At 47.9% G+C, this 20635-nt stretch carries 11 protein-coding genes and 1 tRNA gene; all 12 read right to left on the bottom strand.

Annotated elements, in window-relative coordinates; translation table 11 throughout:
* Nucleotides 1-27: 27 nt before the first annotated feature.
* Entirely contained in the window at nucleotides 28-564 is a 537-nt protein-coding gene (locus Q5076_RS02850; protein ID WP_303010715.1) for a sigma-70 family RNA polymerase sigma factor, read from the bottom strand.
* A 233-nt stretch (nucleotides 565-797) separates the two neighbouring features.
* A complete protein-coding gene (locus Q5076_RS02855) occupies nucleotides 798-1175 on the bottom strand; it encodes a hypothetical protein (protein ID WP_303010716.1) in 378 nt (125 codons plus the stop codon).
* Nucleotides 1176-1287: 112 nt separating this feature from the next.
* Nucleotides 1288-5364, bottom strand: coding sequence for a hybrid sensor histidine kinase/response regulator transcription factor (locus Q5076_RS02860; protein ID WP_303010717.1), 4077 nt, complete (start codon nucleotides 5362-5364; stop codon nucleotides 1288-1290).
* A gap of 42 nt (nucleotides 5365-5406) precedes the next feature.
* A complete protein-coding gene (locus Q5076_RS02865; protein ID WP_303010718.1) occupies nucleotides 5407-7335 on the bottom strand; it encodes an alginate lyase family protein in 1929 nt (642 codons plus the stop codon).
* Nucleotides 7336-7596: 261 nt separating this feature from the next.
* Nucleotides 7597-9024 (bottom strand): glycosyl hydrolase family 28 protein, encoded by a 1428-nt coding sequence (locus Q5076_RS02870; protein WP_303010731.1) that lies wholly within the window; start codon nucleotides 9022-9024, stop codon nucleotides 7597-7599.
* Nucleotides 9025-9281: 257 nt separating this feature from the next.
* Nucleotides 9282-10421: an OprO/OprP family phosphate-selective porin gene (locus Q5076_RS02875; protein ID WP_303010719.1), complete on the bottom strand. Its 1140-nt coding sequence runs from the start codon at nucleotides 10419-10421 to the stop codon at nucleotides 9282-9284.
* 11 nt (nucleotides 10422-10432) lie between these two features.
* Nucleotides 10433-11803, bottom strand: a complete 1371-nt coding sequence (locus Q5076_RS02880) for a DUF5690 family protein (RefSeq protein ID WP_303010720.1) — start codon at nucleotides 11801-11803, stop codon at nucleotides 10433-10435.
* Between the two features lie 299 nt (nucleotides 11804-12102).
* The gene (locus Q5076_RS02885) at nucleotides 12103-14466 is read right to left on the bottom strand and encodes a hypothetical protein (protein ID WP_303010721.1); all 2364 of its coding nucleotides are present in this window, start codon (nucleotides 14464-14466) and stop codon (nucleotides 12103-12105) included.
* A 3-nt stretch (nucleotides 14467-14469) separates the two neighbouring features.
* A complete protein-coding gene (locus tag Q5076_RS02890; protein WP_303010722.1) occupies nucleotides 14470-16524 on the bottom strand; it encodes a tetratricopeptide repeat protein in 2055 nt (684 codons plus the stop codon).
* A gap of 31 nt (nucleotides 16525-16555) precedes the next feature.
* On the bottom strand, nucleotides 16556-17101 hold the full coding sequence (locus tag Q5076_RS02895; protein ID WP_303010732.1) for a DUF3575 domain-containing protein: 546 nt from the start codon (nucleotides 17099-17101) through the stop codon (nucleotides 16556-16558).
* Between the two features lie 232 nt (nucleotides 17102-17333).
* The gene (locus Q5076_RS02900; RefSeq protein ID WP_303010723.1) at nucleotides 17334-20099 is read right to left on the bottom strand and encodes a heparinase II/III family protein; all 2766 of its coding nucleotides are present in this window, start codon (nucleotides 20097-20099) and stop codon (nucleotides 17334-17336) included.
* Nucleotides 20100-20425: 326 nt separating this feature from the next.
* Nucleotides 20426-20513 (bottom strand) — tRNA-Ser (locus Q5076_RS02905).
* Nucleotides 20514-20635: the final 122 nt, after the last annotated feature.

Here is a 20635-nt window from a genome sequence, read left to right on the forward strand (position 1 = left end):
TAATATGTGTTTTTCCGAATCCGGTTTTCAACCGACTTTAGAGTATTCATTCCGCAAACAGGCACGCACCGTTTTACGCGCGAGCAACAATTGGCACTCCACTGTGCGGGGCGACAAAGACAACTTCCCCGCAATGGCGGGACAGGATAATTCGCGGTTGAAACTTAACTCGTAAATCCGGCGGCGTTTGGCGGGAAGTTTCCGCACTGCTCTGTCATGCGCCCGTTCCAGTTCCCGGTAACAGATTGTCTCTTCTGTCTGGTTCCGTCCGGCTTTTTCCTCTTTATTATCATGATACAGGTAAGCGGCAAAATCTTCCTGTTTATAATAACGGCGTATCTTGTCTGTCACGATATTACGGGCAATCGTGAAAAGCAGAGAGCGGACAGTATCCCTGTTTACGAACATCCGATGCTCCCACAGGCGGACAAAGACATCCTGCGCCAGGTCTTCCGCCTGACAAGGATGGAAAATCCGGACAGCTATATAATTTTTGATTTGTTCCCGATAATTCAGGTAGCACTCGGAAAAAAAGTCGTCAAATGCAGTTTGTCGTTTATTCATGGTATTCAATATAATCTGTTTAACGATGTTGCAAAAGTAAAAAACAGGTTTCATAACAAATATCACAAAAGTAACAGATGACAAAACTGTCGTAACAAGCTCCTTTTTTGATGAAAATTCCCCTTTTCATCGGCATAAACGGCGGCTCAGGACAATAAAAAAAGGGAGTCCGTTACCATTAACGACTCCCTTGTTCTTTCATTTGCACGGATGGAAAACACATCCGGAAAACTTTACCGCTTATTTTCCTGCATGGCTTGAAAATCCGGTATGCGTTTTACATCCGCCCCCTTCATCACGCCTTTTTTAATTGCTTCATTCGTGGCGGTGATTTCTTTCTTCACCCGCTTGTAGTACTCTTTCGTAAGCCCTTTCTCCAATGCGTCCGACTCTGTGGCCGGCCAAAAATATTGGTAATCCATCAACATCAGCTCGGGAGCCACTACCTTGAAGAAAATAGTATCTCCGGCAAACTTCTCCCGCAAATCACCCAAATAAATGGTGTCTGCCGGATTCACGTCCCGGCCGCCCGCATTTTTTTGCGAACTGCCGCCTCCACAAGAGGATAATAACAAACCTCCTACCAATGAAATCAAAACTAATACTTTCATATCAACACATATATATTATTAAGATAATAAAACTTTCTCAGGAACGGAAACCTGCCGCAACCTTGCAAAAGGAACGCAAATGTAACAATTAAACGGTGAACGCGGACAGGAATCATTCCTTTTTTGCATGTTCCTCCATATATTGCTTAGGCAACATCCCGAACATCTCCCTGAAACATTTCGAGAAATAACTGGAAGAGCCGAACCCCACCCGGTTCGCTACCTCGACAATCGGCAACCGGCTTCCTTGCAGCAGTTGCGCCGCCCGCTTCAAACGGATGCTGCGGATGAAATCGGTGGGCGTGTGTCCGGTAATGGATTGCAGCTTACGGTAGAGGCTCATGCGTACCATGCCCAAATCCCGGCTCAGCTCCTCCACGCCATATTCCGGGTCGTCCATGTTCTTCTCGATATATTCCAGGCATTTCTGTATGAGCTGCTCGTCTACGGAAGTGATAGTGATGGCGCTCGGATTTACCTCGATATTCTTACGGAATTCCTGTTTCCTCTTCTCTTGCTGCTCTATCAGTTTCTCAATGCGCACCATCAGCATATCAAAATTGAAAGGTTTTGCCATATAGGAGTCCGCTCCTACTTCATAACTGTTTATCTTGATGTCGTCGGCCGTACGGGCAGTCAACAATATCACCGGAATATGAGAAGTCTGCACGTTCGTCTTAATCCGGCGGCAAAGCTCGATACCGTCTACCTTCGGCATCATGATATCACTGATAATCAGGTCGGGATTCTCTTCTACCGCCTTCTTCTCTCCTTCTTCACCGTCCGCAGCCTCCACTATCCGGTAGAAATCCTCCAACTGCTCTTTCAAGAATGTGCGGAACTCCCGGTTGTCTTCCACCAACAGCAGCTTCCGCATATTATCATCCGCGACGGATACCGCCGTTGCCCCTTCTTTCACCTCCGAAGGTTCCGTTCCCGCAACTTCCTCCGGCACATCCTCTCTCTCCGGTTTCAAATCCATAGGCAACCGGACGGTAAATACGGAACCCCGGTCAATCCGGCTGTCGACAGCAACCCTGCCGCCGTGAAGGTTCACGTATTCCCTTACCAGATGAAGCCCGATGCCGCTGCCTATCTTTTCGTCCCCCTCATTTCCGACCTGGTAGAAACGGTCAAAGATATAAGGCAAATCCGACGGGGAGATTCCAATCCCCGTATCGGACACTGCAATCCGCACGTAATTCCTCCCTTCCGTCTCTTCCACAGCAAGTGACAGGCTGACCGTCCCCCCTTCCGGAGTGTACTTGAACGCATTGGACAGGAGATTGTTCACAATCTTATGCACTTTGTCTCTGTCGAAAAACATATAAAGAGCCCTGTGTTCCGATTCATTCACGAAGTTGAGATGTTTCTCCACGGCCATCGGCATAAAGTTATTGTAGGCGGAGACGATGAACTCTTCCATATCCCCGTTCATCAGGTGCAGTTTCTCGCCTTTCATTTCCAGTTTCCGGAAATCCAGCAATTGATTTACCAGCGACAAGAGGTTCTGCGCATTCTTATAAATAGTGCCTAACTGCTTTTTCACCGCCTCATCCGTCAACCGGCGTATCATCATGTCCAACGGAGTGATAATCAACGTCAGCGGGGTACGCAGCTCATGGCTGATATTGGTAAAAAAGCGGAACTTCATCTGGTCCAGCTCTTCCTTTTGCTTCAACGCCTCTTCCTCCTGCATACGAATCATTTTCTGCCGGTTGCGCCGGTTAACCACATACACCAGAAGGGTGACAAACAGAATGCCCGACACGACATAGAAGATACGGGCAGCCAACGTGTCCCAAAACGGAGGACGGACAACGATTTTGAAATCGGACTCCGGCCCCCATACTCTGTCATTGCCGGCGGCGGACACGCGAAAGACATACTCGCCGGAAGGAAGATTGTTATATACCACACGCCCTTGCCCGTTCTCAAACAACGTCTCTGTCCACTCTTTATCGAATCCCTCCAAACGGTAGCGGAAAGAAGTCTGAGAGGGATTAGGGAAGTTCAGCCCGGAAAACTCAAGCGTGATGTAATTCTCGTCATAATCCAGCCGTACCCCGTCCGAATAGCTCAACGCCTTATCAAACAAGACCCGTCCGTTATACTTTTCACCCGGAACCACCGGGACATTGAACAAGCGGAACGAGGTGAATAAAGGGCGGTTGAGGCACTGGTTGTCTGTCATGTTCTCCGGCGAGAAAGTGATAAACCCGTTCATCAATCCTAAAAAGAGGCGGTTATCTTTCGTTATCAGCGAAGGGAAGCTGTACAAATCATCCTGGCGGATTTCATCTTCCGACAGGCAGCTTATCACATGAAAACCGTATTTGCCGGCTTGCCGTTCTACCTTTATTTTATAAACGGAAGTGACCGTTGAAATCCAGATGTCGCGGTTTTTATCCTCCATCACATTCAGGATAGCCTTGGACAATCCTTCTTCTTTCCCCAGCGTATAACTCTGCCCGTCGGGAGCCAGGACACTCAAGCCGTACTGGGTGGCAAACCACAATGTTCCCTCGCGGTCTTTCAATATCTGATTGTACTTGATGCTTCCTTGATTGAATATCGAACCGGTCCGCCCGTCCTCTTCCGGTATCCATATCGTATTCTCCTCCGGATTATAGATATAAAGCCCGTTATCGCTGCCGACCACCAGACGGCCCCGGTTATCTATCGCCAAGGCATTGGCAACCTTGTATTTTTTCAGTTCGGGAAACTGTTCGGACAACAGGCTTATCCGCCCGTCCTCCGGATTAAAAAGCCCTACCCCGCCATATATGCTGACCCACAGCCGTCCGGAAGAATCTTCCACCATTACACGTATATTACTGAAATCCAATTCGTTCTGATAATCCGTGTCGGGATAATCGTAAGAACGGACTTTCCCGTGCTCGATGCAATACAACCCGTCATGATACGTCCCTACCCAGATACGTTGCCGGCTGTCCTCATACAATACACGGCAATTCTTACGGTCGAACTCGCGATACAACCGGTTCATGCTCCGGGCTTCCGGGTCATAACGGTATATTCCTTCGGTAGTTCCCATCAATATTTCCCCTTTCGATGTTTCGAGCATACAGCGGATTTCTTCCCCTTTCCAGTCACCGCCAACCGTCTTCCTGTTGCACAACGTAATTTTGTTCATGCTGGGATGGTAATAGCATATCCCCTGATTATACAGCCCTATCCAGACGGAATTGTCTTTCCGGTCGCAATAGATGCTCTGAATCCCGTTCCGTAGCGTATTGCCCGACAGCAGAGGGATGTCCAATATCCGGGTCACGGAGAAGTTATGCATATCAATCACATAAAAACCGTCCAGAACTGTCCCGACCCATGCATTTCCGCCGTTATCCACATCCATGGAAGTAAACCACGAATAATGGCCGAGCCGTATCCCTGTAATCGGGTTCCATTTCTTGTTGTAGACATCATAATAACCTACTCCCCGGTCCCACATGAGCCAGAAATCTCCATTATCGAGTATCTTTAAAATCACCCGGTCGTCCGGTTTCAGTTGTCCCTCCAGGAAATCAAGCTGCCGGACAAAACGTTTCTTTTCCAAATCATAACAACGGATGGCGCCTTTCCGATGGACCATCCAACTGTATTTTCCGTGGCTCTCCACTCCCAGCAACCCGCCGTAATATTCCATAAACTCATCATTCCTGCACACCTGTTCCACCGACTTCGTTTCCGGGTCATACATGTAGACGGAAGAACCCGGCATGAGAAACCAGCAACGTTTTTCAGAGTCGATTATCATATCCTCCACTCTCTCTTTCAGCCCGAACTGCCGGAACAAAGAATCTACATTATAGACATAGCATTCGGCCGTCAAGTCAAAGACGCGCAGGCTCTTGCGCTCTTTCATCCACAGCCGGTTGCCGGCATCAATATATTGTTCAGGAATGATATGGTTGTACGCAATCGAATATTCGCCATGAATATTGAAAGGAAAGTTTGAATAGTTCGCACCGTCATACAGGCTTAACAACACAGTGCTCCGCACACCGACACGCCCGTCGGGAATGGGGAAAACGCCCTTGACATAGTTATCCGGCAATCCTTCGACAACCCCAATCTGACGGAACACATAAGGAGATTCTTGCGGGCTGACACGACCCGAACACAATAATCCCCCCATTATGATTAACAGACATATCCGAATTTTCATGCTTCTCTTTTTTGCAGTACCGTTATTAGTACGAATGAAAAGTCAAATCCCCTTATTCCGCTTCACGATTATTTTCCGGATTTCAAGCCCGTCGCCGGCTTGCCCTATCTGCAAGCGAAGCACACAGGCGCCGGCGGAAAGAACGAGCTTCCCCACTGTTCCTTCCGTCCATCGTCCGGAACGGGGCAATCGCGCCGTTCCCGTCTCCGCTCCCGAATCGGAAACTACGGACAACCGGGAATCTCCTTCCGACCGGTAGGCCGCATAAACGGCATACTCTCCGTCGGCAGGGACGCTTACGGTATAATTCATCCATTCTCCGTCTTCTATCCGGGTAACGACGTAATCTTTCCCCTCTTTCCGCAACTCTACCGCCCCGTCGGGCCTGTATTCATTTCCGCGTTTCTTTCCCACATTATGGTAGGTATGTCCTTCGGGGTCTTCCGCAAGGCAATAATAGTCGTAATCGGCAGCGGGAATCCCGCAAGGTAATGAATGGATTCCCGGTATCCGTTTGCCTGCAACGAAGGAAACAGGCTCCCCCGCCATCCAAGGAGTCAGCCGTTTGGTTAATGTTCCCCATCCGGTCCATTCATAAAACCAGTTGGGCGCTATCCCCCAATTCTCACAGCCGTAATGTTCGATCATATAGTCACGGTAACGTTGCAACCAGGTATAGTTCTCCGCCGGCAACCCGGCTCGTACCGCATAATGCGCCAATGCCATCTCGCGGGTTCCGCCGCTGCCTGCCGCGTCTCCGCGCCCGTGAGGAGATACGGCGACAGATTCCCAACGCCCGCTGCGGCTTTTTATCCGGAGGAACTTTCCGTTCTCAAAGGTAGCTTCCTCCGGATTGCCGCTGTATCCTGCCGGCTCCCAAGGTTCTTCCTGTCCTTCATAAGCCCGGACTTTCGAAAGGTTGTAGCGGTAACTCCATTCCAGCCCTAAAAGCAACCGGTTATTGAGGCAACTATACAGGGAATCTCCCTGGTTCCATGCCATTTCCGCAATAGCCACGTAATTGTGAACGCCCGCCAGTACATGCCCCTGGTCACGGCAGGACTCCTGGCACTGGCCGTTCGGATAGATATAATGCCGCAACTGCTCATCGTATCCGTAATCGGGAATCCGGTTTTCCCTTCCTTCCAGTTGATAATCAAGGATGGTCGGCGATTTCCTGACCGGTTTCCCACCGGTCACCGGCGGTCCTGAAGGATAAGGCAAATCGTCCGGACGATGTTCCATCCCCGACAAATAACGATAAGCTCTGTCATACATTATTTCGTTATCCAGGTAAATGCCCATCGCCATCATCCCGCGGGCGGCGAAAAGTCCTTGGTTACCGAACCTCGCTGCATCGAAATTATAAATATTCCAATAGAAGGTTATTCCGTTTTTCGAGTCATCCCGATAATCCGCATACCGGGAAGAGAGGTTCTCCGTATTGCTATATCCGGGATAGACCAGCATTTCCTTGAAACGCTGCTGGTCTTCCGCTTTCCACCCAGCATAACCGCGCATTAATTCGGCTGCCTCGACCAGGAGGTAAATCTTCCCGTTGTCCAAAGGGGCGGTCCCGCGGGAACTGGTATTCGTATAATAAGAGTTGGCATTCAGATACTCCACCGCTTTGCGGGCATAAGCTTCATCATCCGTCAGATGCCAAAGCAGGGCCAAGTCATGCGCCCGCCTGCCGTCCGCCCCGATAGTGGCGTTAAAGCGTCCCTCCCTGATTTGCCCGCCCCGGTTGGCGACTTGCGTATCGAGTGAAGAATAGGGAGACTCTTTCAGTTTCAGGAAGGTAGAATAATAAGGTTCCCGTTTCGCCTTGACCATAGCTTTCATCCGGTCCAAATCCCCCTGGGTATAGGTGATGCCGGGATGAACGAATTGCCGTCCCTGCGCTCTCGCCGCCTGTCCGGCAATCAGGAAAGCAGCACAGCACAAGAAGAAAAAAATATCCTTTTTCATGTAAGTGAGACTTTAAGCTTTATCTTTTTCCACGTCGCTAAAATAACTGAAAAGTTAGAATTACACAAATCCGCAATTCCTTTTCCAGTGCGGGATTATCCAACAATCCGACTTCTTGCCGTTACTTGCAGGTCAAAAATAAAAGACGTGGAATCACCCTTACTTTCTGATAGGAAAAATAACAATCTCCGGTTTATTACCGGTTTGCCATTAAGGGAAAAGGACTTATCCTTCTATCCTTATATGCAGCGGGGGAACCGGTTATTTTACCTTGATGCCCTCTACGAACTCATTAGTGATGAAGCCGTCGGCAGTCTTCATCCTTATTCCGTTAATCACCACATTCTCGAAAGTCACATTCTTCACCATACGGTTCTTATCGAATCCTTTCAGCAAAGAAGGACTCTCCCCCACTCCATCATAAGTGATATTGCGGAAAATGATGTCTTCAATGCCTCTCCCCGGCTGTTTATCGTATTTCGGATTGAAACGGACATTTACATGGAATAACCGCCCTTCCTGGATGCTTTCTACCCTGATGTTTTCGAACAGGACTTTTCTCACCAGATTCTTATCGCCGCAATCTACAGCCATACATCCCTGATAAAGCGCGTCATCTTCATCGTGCTCTAAAATATCGACATTACGGACTGTTATATTCTCTATCACTTCACCCGTGGCATCGTCCGGATTTCCATGCCCGCCGATATTGACCGGATGGGCGACATCCGCCCAAAGGACCGAATTCTGCAATGTCACGTTCTTCGTCCCTCCGTAGTACTCCCAACGATGTGCATATATGGCAACGCAATCGTCGCTGTTCCTCATAAAGACATTATCAATCAGCACGTCATTGCAACACATCAAATCAATTCCGTCACTCCATCCTTTGCAACTGAACGATTTTAAATTCCTGATTGTCAATCCTGCGGTTTCTCCACCGAATATCGTATAATGGTCGGGATTCACCACAGTGATGCCCTCTATCAGTATGTTCTTCGAACGGGTCACCTCCACACCCCGTATCGGATGGTCGAGGATGCCGCGGCCAAGGATGCGTACATTCTCCGCCCCGTCTACAAGAAGCTTTGCTTTTACCACTGCCCCCGGAGCGAGATAGACAGTCGTGTTTGAAGGAATCCGTATCTGATTGTTCGGCAAATCGTCCGGTTTATGGACGCCCGGCCCGAAATACATCACTCCGTCGCCGCTTTCCGTATATGTTTCCGTCTCCAGGGGATTGGCAAACAAATGAAGATTGTGCAGACGGTCTCCATTAAATTCCACGGACAGGTATCGGGGTTCCGTCAGCGTGAAAAAGACGGCGTTCCGGTTGACCGTATGTGAAATGCCGGCTGCCGACGGACGGATTTTCACATCTTGTATCAGGCCGTTGTTCTTTTTCACCATGACTTCCACGGGGCCTTCCATATCGAATTGTACCATTGAGGCCGGTTGTGCCCGGACAGCTCTCACCCTGTCCATATCCACACTGACCTCATATTCGAAAAGTTCCTTCCATTCTCCGCCTGCCTCACGGACTTTGACGGTATATTCATCATTATGCGCCATACCGGCATCCCGCCCTTCAGGATAAGTCACTAAGCGGGCGTTCCCCAACGTGGAAAATACAACAGCCATTGCCAGCAGCCATTTTCTTTTTTCCGATAAAATTCCTGTCATATCTATAAACCGTTAACTATTTCAATTCTGACGCACCGAAGATTGCCGCAAAGCTGTACCTGCCTCTTCTGCAATGGCGGCAAACCGGCAACGGGAGTCGCTTCCGGCAAATGACGGATGCAAAAATCTCCTTTATTGTTTATTACGAACAACAAAGGAGATTTACCTGTTTCTTTTCAAACTTTTATCTGTCTTTTATCCGTTTTTTCTCATGCGGACGGGCATACCGGATGGAAACGGGGTATTCCGCCGGAACCGTTCCGTTAGAATATGAACTGGAAGCGTCCCTGTAACACGCTGAAGTTCCCTGTCTCCCGAACCTGTGCGCCGGAAATAAAATAGCTGTAATTCAATTTCACTGCGACGTGTTTATTGATATAGTAATTCAACCCGACGGAAAGGTCTTTCTGCGTTCCTCCTGCTATACCGGCGTCATTCAACGTGAGGTAATTGAAACGGGCGCATAGCTCAAGAGACTTTCCTTCCGGCCTTCCGGGACAAGCCGATTCTTCGTCATACAGGTAACGCTTGCCTGACAACAACCAGGCGCATTGCAGGTAGGCTCCTTGCGCCGTATAATTTTCGAAACCCTCTTCCCGCTTCACGCGGGCACGGATATATTCGCTTTGAAGAAGGAATTTATGATAGTAAACCAATAATTCGGTTCCTATCTTGAGCTGTGCCGTCGCATGGTCCACATCGGCCCGTAGCAGGGCACGGTTGTCAATCGTACTTACTCCCGGAGATTCGTAGGTAAAGGTTTTCACGTTACCGTCTTCGGGAAGCGCACCATCCGGCGTACGCCGGATAACCGCCGCCCCGATATGTACCAGTCTGTTTTTTTCATAAACCGGACGATAAACGAAGCGTCCGTCAACGGCATATCCTTGCGATACATTTTTCAGATTGCCCAAATCATTATCGGTAAAGAATCCGCCACACCAGTAATAATGCCTGGTACGGTAAGAATAAGCGACTCCTATACGCCGGCCGTTCGTCAACGCCAGGACTGCTCCCGGAGACTGATGGAAGCGAAGGTCAAACGTACTGCAAAGCATGTCGAGGCTGAAAGGTTCGTAAAACTGGCCTATCCGGATGGAGTGTTTTTTATATGAATAGTCGGCAAAGGCGTCCTTGACGGCTGCTTTATTTCCCGCATATCCTATTTCCAGCTTCATTGTCCAATCCTTGTAGCCGGCTTTTACGCCGATACGGAGGTCGTTAAACTCCGTACCGTTTCCAAAGTGGCCGGGATTTTTCAGATAAACTCCTCCGTCCATAAGCATGCGTCCGGTAATTTTATAGGATATCGCGTCAGGCACGTTCTGCGCTGTGCCACGGACAGCCAGCAGAAGTAAAAGCAAAAGAAAGGATGATGTCAATCCCGGTTTTATTTCTTTCATCGGCTGTTTCATCAGATTTGCGGTAAAGTGGTGGTTCCTATCTCTTTTCCCGTAAATTTCGCTCTACCGTCCATTCCTGTTTCCCTTATTTCCCTCAGTTGTTTTTCTTTTTTATAGCGTTGTATCAGATAAACCGCGGCACAAGTGAAAGCGACTGTGCTAATCAGCCCTACATACCCGGACAGCAGGTTGTAAAACTCCAGCCAGTTTATATCCGCATGGGCAAATTCCTTGAACATCAGCACAAATACCGTACCCGTATATCCGATGAAGTCAATTGTCACAATGAAGAAACCGACATTGCCTTTTATTTTAAAACAGGCGATAAAACGGTCGAAAAAGATGCTCTGGAAGCAGAGATAGGCGACATACAGGCACAGGCTCTGGGCAAACAACCAGGTGATTGCATTTAACTGCAGGGAGTCATAATTGAAAGATATAAAGCTCATCGCAGCCGTTCCGAGAATCACCAGTCCCAACAAAACGACCAGTACCTTTATATTGCTTTTCACAAACACCATTGCTCCGAACAGGGCGAGAATAATCAATGTCACTATCGTGTCTATCTGTGCAAACAGCCATGAAGACTGCCCGCTCATGTCGATAATCTTCACCAGGAAGTCTTCTTTGATGTCTCTGAGTACCACTAACATCAGGTTAGCCACAAATAACAATACGAGGAAAGGCATGAAGTCAATGAACAATTCTTTCCGTTGCCTGCCGTTGAGCGGCAGACGGTTGCTTTTTTGTTCTATATCCTCTATGGTAGGTTGCGGCAAACGGGTGAGGCTATATCCCAGCAAGGCCAACAACGGAAGGGCGAAAGCGCCAATCAACGCCGGCATCCAGAATTCATTTACATGCAATGTATTCATGACAAACAGCCCGATTGATTTTGCCGTTCCCGAACTGATGACAATGCTGATACCCAAAAGACTGGCCAGGATGTCCGTAGTCCTGCGTCCTTCGATGAAACTGAAAATGACTCCCCACATGCATCCCAAGGACAATCCGTTGAAAAACATGGCGAACATATTATAGGGGACGGGCAACGCTCCGAATGCAACAAGGGATAATTCAGCCACGGCGACGGAAACGAGTATGAATTTCAGCCTGTTTTCTCTTTTCAGTTCGGAAATCAGCTTGATTCCTGCAAATTTGGCAATCAGGTATCCCATTATCTGGATAATCGTAACCAGTACTTTATAGTCAAGCCCGAAAGCTTCCAATCCTTCAAACGTAGCCGCGGTGAATGGTTTGCGCAACGCATAAACTAACGAATAGGAAAGAAGGGCAGCGCCTCCCGCCCACAGGATAAAGAGTAAATCCGATAATTTTCTGCTTGAACCAAGCCTTGATTTTGCTTCAGCCATCATTTTCATACTTTTTTATTTTTGATTTCTGAAAGCAAAAGTAGCGGGTAATGACAAGGGAGAAAATGAATCTTTTGAATTCATTTTCTTCATTATCAATCAGAAACGGCAGTAATATTAATGTAACGTTTATGTAACCGGAATTTATCCGGAATGGAACACCGGAGAGGTTTAATATCGGGAAATATACCGGACAAGCGCCCAAACAGTCATGAACTTGCCGCCCGACTTTCAAGGCGCGGTTCATTTTCTATTTTGACGCTTGTCCTTTTTATACTGTTTATACCGTCAGGTTACCGGGACCGTTTTTATTGGATGACAGGCAATTTGAACCGGTATGATAATCCGCCCACCATAGAGGCGACGCGGTCGGGCCTTCCTTGTTTGTAACCGTCATACGTATCCGTGCGTATGCCGATTTTAGGCTCTGCATACAAATACAGGGAAGGAGAGACACGAAGCTTGAACTGTGCGCCGGCATCCAGTCCCGGCACGACCTTGAACTCTCCTTTGCGACGCGCCAGGCCGGCAGTGACTCCTACAAAAGGAACGATGTCTATCACATGGTCGGGATTGTATCCTTTTGCCAGGGTAGCCAGGCTCATCATATAGTCCATGCCTAAACCGGCGTAATGGAGATTGGTCTTTGCGTGTGTTTTCGACTTATAGATAATCGTCCCGTTCACCCTCCATGCCGACAGAGGAGTGTACCACTTGCCGAGGCTTCCTTTCATTTCCACACCGGCATTCTTAACCAAATCTTTGCTGGCAACCAACAGACTGCCTAACCCCAAAGCACCGGACACGAAATAACGTTTGTCGTCTTTGTCGAATACACTGCGGTTAGCCGGCTTTGAGTAGGGCACAAAGCGGTAGTGCAGTCCCGCATTGACCGACACGAGCACGTCTTTCTGCATAAAGCCCAGATTTCCTTCGATAAATTTGTCGCCGTACAGCCGGACTTGCGGTTCAACATACAAGCCGAGGAAATCGTTGATATGCCACAATCCTTGTATGCCGGCATTAATCCCCGGTTGCAGGTTATGTTCGGACTTGGAAGTATATGCCAGATTGACACCGACGGAACCTATCAAATCAAAGATACGCTCCGGATTGTATCCGCTCATGGTGGAAGTCACATTCCACAGGTAATCAATGCCTCCGCTAAGGCTGAGATGCCTCAACCTGCCGTCTACCGCATCTGCCGGAACCACATAATTGGTGAAGAATCCTCCCATACCTGCCAGGCGCAAACCGGAATACGGGGTGAACCATTTACCGATGGAGGCGGAAAGCAATGGCCCCCATGAACTGACTTTTTCAAGATTTGTCTTGTTCAGGAACAACTGCATGCCGACTCCGGAAGTCATAAACAGGTTGTCGGCAATGTGGCTGCCGGCAAAAACGTTTTTCGGACGGTCTGCACGGTTCACCGTATGGTAGGTTAGACCGAAGTTCAGCTCTCCCAACTGATCGGTATTTCCGAATCCGCAACCGCCCGCGTATTTCTTATCATAGATATTCAGGCGAGGTTCTACAAACAAGTCTATGGAGGGGTTGAGGCGGAAGCTTCCTTGCAAACCGACTCCTATCCCCGGAGCATACTTGGCAGACTTTTCAACTCCTTTCGTCCCCGCCAGGTTCACGCCCGCGATACCGACCAGGGTAAACAGACGGTCTTCGTCATATCCCCAAAGGACATTATTAATATTCAGCAGATAGTCTGCATGTAAATCGATGTGTTTGAAATTTCTGCTGTCACTACCGGAAGGGGTATCGCTCATCCCGACAGTCCCGGACAGGCGCAAACCGGAGGAGGGACTGAACCATTTTCCGATTCCGGCAGAGAACTGCGGCCCCAATCCTTTGATTGTATTCTTGAATCCGGAGAACTTCAACGTACTGACACCGCCGGACAAAGAGATAAACAGGTGATTAAGGAAAGAACTGTTGTCGAATTCATCAAAATGAATCTTGGTTCCCATCGGAGCGGCAGGCATATAGGTCAATCCTACCAGGACTGTTCCGCCTATCTTGTATCCTCTCCAACTTTCCATATAGGCGAGTTCGTCATTGTACCATCCGACTCTGGGCTCTATGAACAGGTCTAGCGTGGGAGAAAGCCGTATATTGCCCTGCAAACCGAAATGTGCGCCGTAATAGAACTCGCCTCCTCCTTTCAGTCCGGGATGTTTTTCAGAACGCTCGTTATTATCGGACACTTTGGAATAACCGGCTTCCACACCCATAACTCCGAACAATTCGAAACGCCGCCTTTCATTATATCCGAACGCAAGGGACGACATGTTCAGAAGGTAGTCCAAGCTTCCTCCGCCCATCTTTATTCTAGCATCATACATAGAGGAAGGCAGATATCCCGCATTCACCCCTAACCGGAGTCCGTGAACCGGAGTCAGCCATTTACCCATGAAAAGATGGGCGTTCATTCCCGTTCCGTCCTGCGCTTCCTTGCCTGACAGCAAGCCATACGGGCCTACCCCGGCAGAGAAGAAGAGGTGTTCGTTGAACTTATTGCCCGTGAACTTTTCATTAGCAGGCCGTTTCTGCAACATGTATTTCAATGCACCGTAATCTTGAGCCTGCAAAGTGACGGCAAACAACATAAACAATGTTGCCGCCATGTATTTATTTTTGATTCTGAAGATATTCATCGTTTACTTTTTCGTTGTATTGTCATTCTTTATTTTCTGCTCTTCCGGCAACAGGTCGATAATGTCACCGTCTACCCTCGCTGTCTCCAACAGGGTCGGGTCAAGTTCCAAAGCTTTCTCAATACTCATAATCGCCTCACCGACTTTCTCAAGACGGTTGGCCGCTATCGCTTTTACATAATATTCACGTGCCGTTTTTACATTCATCGCTGAAATTTTATCCCAAGCTTCCTGATTTCTTTTCATCGCGAGCAGCATTACGACTTCATTCAAGGGACCGGTAGCAGCCACTTTCTCAAAAGCATCGTCATAATATCCCGCCAATGCCTGGACAATAGCCTGCAAGTCGTCGGATACGGCCTCTTCCGGAACCAAAGCCAGTATGGAATCCGCTTTCGTATATTTGCCTTCGTGAAGCAAGGCGATGGCTTGGTTGGACAGCAGCTCTACGGGAGCCGACTTGCTGATAAAAGGCTCCAGGATTTTCGAATCGGGTGCGTCTTTCTGAATGGTTGCCACAGCCAGTTCATTGGCGGCATACGTGAAATTCTCATACAACTCAAGGGCTTCCCTGCAATATTTCTCCCTTTCTCCCGGATTTTTGGTTATCGCAATCATCCGGTAATATTCAAACCGGGTCAGTTCTTTCGGATTCTTCCGATAGAGTTGCCTGATTTCTTCGTCGGTCAGAGAACGGAAAACGGAATAGCCGTATGTGTACTGCACTTTTCTCAACTTGGGCAGATAGGTGGCGGCAATCTCTTTATAGAAGGGTTTGGACTTCAATACTTGATGTAGCCGATAAGGGATTTTTTCATATTGCCTGATTAAATCTTCCACTTCTTTAGCCATGTCCTGCCTGGAGTCTTTTTTCAACAACTCCACTACTTCTTTCCATGAGGCGACGGATGCGTCCGACTTCACTTCCAGAATTTTGCGTGTCTCCGAGTCCAGTTGGGACAGAATGCGTTCCAGCGCTTTGTCCGTACGTAGTTTGGCAAGCCGCAAATTCGATTCGTACGAGCCGTCCGGTGAGGCGACGCCTGTAATGTGAAAGCTCTTCAGCGAAGCGTCCGGATTCGTCTCTATGGCATGCAACTCTTTATTCAGGCGGCTCAGCTCTACCTGGTTCTGCGGATTTTTGTCGTCCAGGTCGGCCTTGCCTACAAGGAATGTCAGATTCACTTCTCCTTTCGTATCCCGCAACTGCATCACCGGTTTCGGTAGGTATTTCTTGTCCGTCAGGTTGAATGCGGAAAATTTATACTCAAGGAAACGCAACGGATTGATAGTACCCCGCGCTATGGAAAAAGAGTCACGGTAGATGATATTCCGATAGTTTTCCATAGCCAGATGCACGTCCGCCCGGTAGTCATCCTGCAGATATTCTATATAAATGGAATCGTGGTAGGCTATGACGTCTCCCTTACGGGACGAAGTGGTTTTTACCCGGATGTATTCATGCAAGGGGTCTTTCTCTATATCGGAATCATACATCCGGCGCTGGGTCGTATTGTATGTGCTTCCGTCAAATACGACAGGGCGCATCAACAGGCGCTCTCCTCTCGTCACATCGTATATGGAGGGCTGTAACACCAAGCGGCGGTGAGAGTTAAACATTTCCTTAGGTACGGGAACACGGGTTTTCAAATGAAAATAATTACCTTTGATTTCAATATCCGTCGGTTCCGGAATCACTTTGTTTTTCACCTTGGTGGTAATCGTAACTTCGTCCAGCTCTATCACCGCATCTTTCAACACTACGTCAAGAATCTGCTTACCGGCTACTTTCACCGTTTTGTCTTCATAACCGATACATGTAAATTTCAACGAACCGTTCTTTTCCACCAATACGCTATAACGGCCGTCTTCGTCGGACATCTCTATACGTTCGTCATTGACGGGATTCAATACATTCACATTCGGAACACTTTTCCCCTGCGGATTCGTTATATGCCCCTGCACGCGGATACGCTGGGCAAATACATCCATACAGGATACAATCATTATCACAAGAAGTATTCCGACTAATCTCTTACATTTCAAATTGGTTTTCATTCCCTTTCTGGCTTAATTATAATCGTTCCACTTACCGGATAATATATACGAAAGACACCCCTAACTTGACAGGCGCCACAATGGTTTTATCATTATTGGGCTCACCCGGTCTCGGTGTTCCTTTATCATACTTGAACTGACGGTAACGCATCACGCCGACACCGGCGGTCGCTTCAATATTCCAATGCTCGCCCAGCACCCATGCGTAACCATAGGTCAGACCGGCTGCATACGCATCTCCTTTGTGATGCACATCTTTAACCATCATATCGAAATTGTTCATGAAAGCGGTGACTCCCAGAAAGTGGCTCACCATCGGACGGTTCAACCAATAACGTACTTCCGGCTGGAAATGCGTGAAAGTAGTCTTTAAGTTGTTTGTACTAATCGGGTTCGCTGCCAGTCCCATGTTTAATGAGATGTGACGCCCCAAAACAAATTCGGCCTCCAGATTAGGAGTAGCGGTCAGCCACCCCAACGTGTTTGTTTTTACGGCCACCCGTTGCGCATGCACATGTGCACCGCAACACAATAACAGAAATGATAACGCAGTCAGTATCCTGCGACCATCTCTCATCACATACACCATAATTTATTTCCCACTAAATATTATTTCCCACTAATTATTTACCCACAAAAAAACTTCTTGCCGGTTTATCTGAAACTCCGACAAGAAGCCGCAAAATTAGGAAAAATATGGCATTTAAAAACGTTTGAATACGTTTTTTTGTTTTTTATTGTCATATTTCCTTCCACCGTTGCCGTTTGCATGCTTTTCTAGAAATGCTCCGGACCGGGGCGGAGAAGGACTAATCCGGCAATAATCTCGACTCCGGCGCCGCTTCGCACTGCCGCTTTTTGCCGTCTATCACTACCGTACACGGGGCCGAAGAGAGTATATGCCACTTTCCCTGCCTCTGCTCGAGCAACACGCTCGCCGGTACGGAAGTACGGATGATCACTCCCGGCGCCGTCAACCGGGTACCGTTTCCCATAAACAGGGTCCGGTTTCCCTTATATGCGTTACTGATAACGGCGTAAGAGGCTTTTACCTCCATTTTCTGATAAACAGCGGACCGTGTCGCGTCCGACAAGGAGAATATATGGTCTGTACGCCCGTTCTTGCTTTCCACGCGAATCCCGGCAAAGTCTTTCAAGGTATTGTCTTCCGCATCGAAAAAAGAGACCGAACGGATAGACAACGGTTCTTTTTGCGTACTGGGTTCATAAACGGCTACAAAAGGACGATTCCACGCTTCTCCATGCTGGCGGGCGACAAATGTCAGCGTCGGCTGTTCCTTGATTGGATACGGCATACCGGGAGTACGGCTCAATCCTTCTGTCATCGGGGCCAGTGCGGTGAAGACTTCACGTTCCGGTTCTCCTTTCATCCAAAGGTTCATGGATATATCGTCTCCTCCTTTGTCTTTCATGTCAATGGTAAAGGTGACTTTTACATCTTCGTCCGTAACAGCCGATTTCTTGTTATATAAATAGGAATAGGCGTAGAGGTGTGCTCCGGCGAAAGCGAGTTCTTCCGTCGGTTGCAAGTTCAAATCCGTACCGTCGGCCGCTGTCAATGTCATGGTTTGTCCGAGGTTATGATAGAAATAATCATGCATCTTGTCTCCTCCCCGTTCTTTCCGGCTACGGAACACGTCTACATAATAACCGGTCTGAGGACCGGTAGTAACAATACTCATCAACCGGGTCTGGTCTGCTCTGCTTTCCGGTTCGCGGAAGTAAACATCGCTGTATGTGACGGAAGTAAATTCTTTTCCGGGTTCCGATGAAACCGGGAAACAGGAACGCAGGTCAAAAGAATGGTTGCTTTTCATCACCGGATAACTGGATATCCCATCTACGCAGACTGTATTGTGAGCAGGGAACTGCGAATAATATTCCGCATAATCCAACCCGCTGTACAAATAAAGCCCGATACCTGCATCCGGCCCCAAGACGTATCCTTTCCCATAAAGCTCCATCGAAATGCCGTTGGCATGCATGTGGTTGCCTTCACTGGCGTTTTGAGAAATCATCAGGCTGTTCTGCGGATGCATTCCATTCCGCTGTACCAGCCACGACACATTGGAAGCGTAAAACAAAGGAGAAACGTAGTCTTCTATCTTTCCCGGTTTGATGTCCGGATTCAGATTTAACGGTTTGTCTTCAAAGAAGGAGTTGACAGCCACACGCACCTTTTTCTTTTTTCCCTTTTCGCCGTCTATCTCAGGGTCCAGGCATTTCAGCAAAGCCGTGAAATAACTTTCCTGTTCTTTCTTTCCGTTTGCCTGGGCATTCTGAATCATGCGAATGAAAAAATTCGTATTCAGATATCCCGGATGTGTATCTCCGAAACCGCAAATCATCCGGTTGGGAAATAAATACTGGGGAGTGGCTGCTACCGCTTTCGACAGTACCGGCATAGCTTTTACCAGGTCATATTTCAGATTGTTGTCGAACTGATTGGCAAAATTGGCGTAATCATTAATCACGACACTGCTATATCCGGGGCATTCCGCCCATATACCGGTCTGCGAGTCAAAACCGTATCCGGCAAGATGAGTCAGACTCCATTGGCGGATACTGGAACGGTTCAATACGTAATCAATGTAATATTCACGCCCTTTCCCGTCCGCATAGTTTTTATTGTCTTCCAACACCAACCCTACATTCATTATGAAGCGCGCCTGCAATAAATCCCAATTATTATGGGGCACTCCGTTAGCTATTATATTATCCGCCCACTTTTTGAACGCTCCGGCATAAATATCCATCTTTTCCGGATAATTGGCCTTTAAATAACCATACAGGAAATCGTACAAAGGAACAGCTATATGCAGGGCGTCTTCATGGATTACTTCAAAAGAGGTCAGACCGACCAATGTCTGCTGATGACCGTGATTCAAATCGACAGGCACATTTCTGTAATAGATTCCGGTCATATAAGTATCGAAAACACCGGCAGCCAGCTTCGCGAACTTCTCTTCGTCTGTCATCCAATAAAGGAAGGCCGCATCACGGGCTATTCCCAAAATCTCACAATTCAGGCTTTCGATATTACGTCCGGTCTTCGACGGATGCACACTTTCCATAGGACGGCCGGGAAGCGCATTGTTACAGAAAGTGACATTACCGTTATCATCGTCATAGGGTATGACATCCTCCAGCTTGGGACGCCCGTGGGTGGCCGCCGTTCCCCGTGTACCCGTATAACGTACAGTCGGATAGGGCGCTTTCTCACCTCCCGCATGGTCAAAAATCTCACCTTTCACATACACTTCCGTCGCATGGGATTTCCAATACATCGCCAGGCGGGACAACAGCCACGCCGGTTGGGTATCCGTCAGGTTCGTATATACTTCCGTCCGTTCTCTTAGTTTATTGAAGATATCTTCGGCCCATTCTTCCTTTTTAATCAAATCCCATACCTCTCGTTTTCCTTCCGGGGTAGTCAATACTCTCGGATGTTCCTGAGGCATCTGCTCCGGTAAAGGAATCTCCCATCCTTTCTCTTGTCCGGACGCATGATTCAGGAAACACAGAAACCATAAGCCTAATAAAATCCGTTTCATGTTTCAAAATTCATTTTTATGTTTACAATTTATTTATTAAATACGAAGAGAGGGAATAATTTACCTAAATCCTTTCACAAAAGAAGGAACTACTGTTTTAACAACATTCCTCAAGAATATAAACCGGAACGAGATGAAGCCGGAGTAAATCCCCTACAATTACAACTGAACCTAGCTAAAACGGACAATCCGCCCCCCTAACAGCATGAAGAAGAAGTCACAACGGAAAAGTTTACAGACTAATTCCGGCAGTGATGACCGATAAGAATAAACGAATCACTACACAACCGGAAAAATAAAAGACATTAAAGAATTGGAATAAATTGCGGAGAGAACGAGATTCGAACTCGTGATACCCTTTAGGGGTATACACGCTTTCCAGGCGTGCCTCTTCAACCACTCGAGCACCTCTCCTTACGGTTTCAATATAAGAAAATCTTCCTTTTACAAGGAGAAAAGCAGCTTTAGACTACCCTTCTGTGCGGAGAGACAGGCTCTCGAACCTATACATTCAAGAAATATCATAAAATTGCAAA

It is taken from the genome of uncultured Bacteroides sp., assembly GCF_958445495.1.
Lineage (GTDB): Bacteria > Bacteroidota > Bacteroidia > Bacteroidales > Bacteroidaceae > Bacteroides.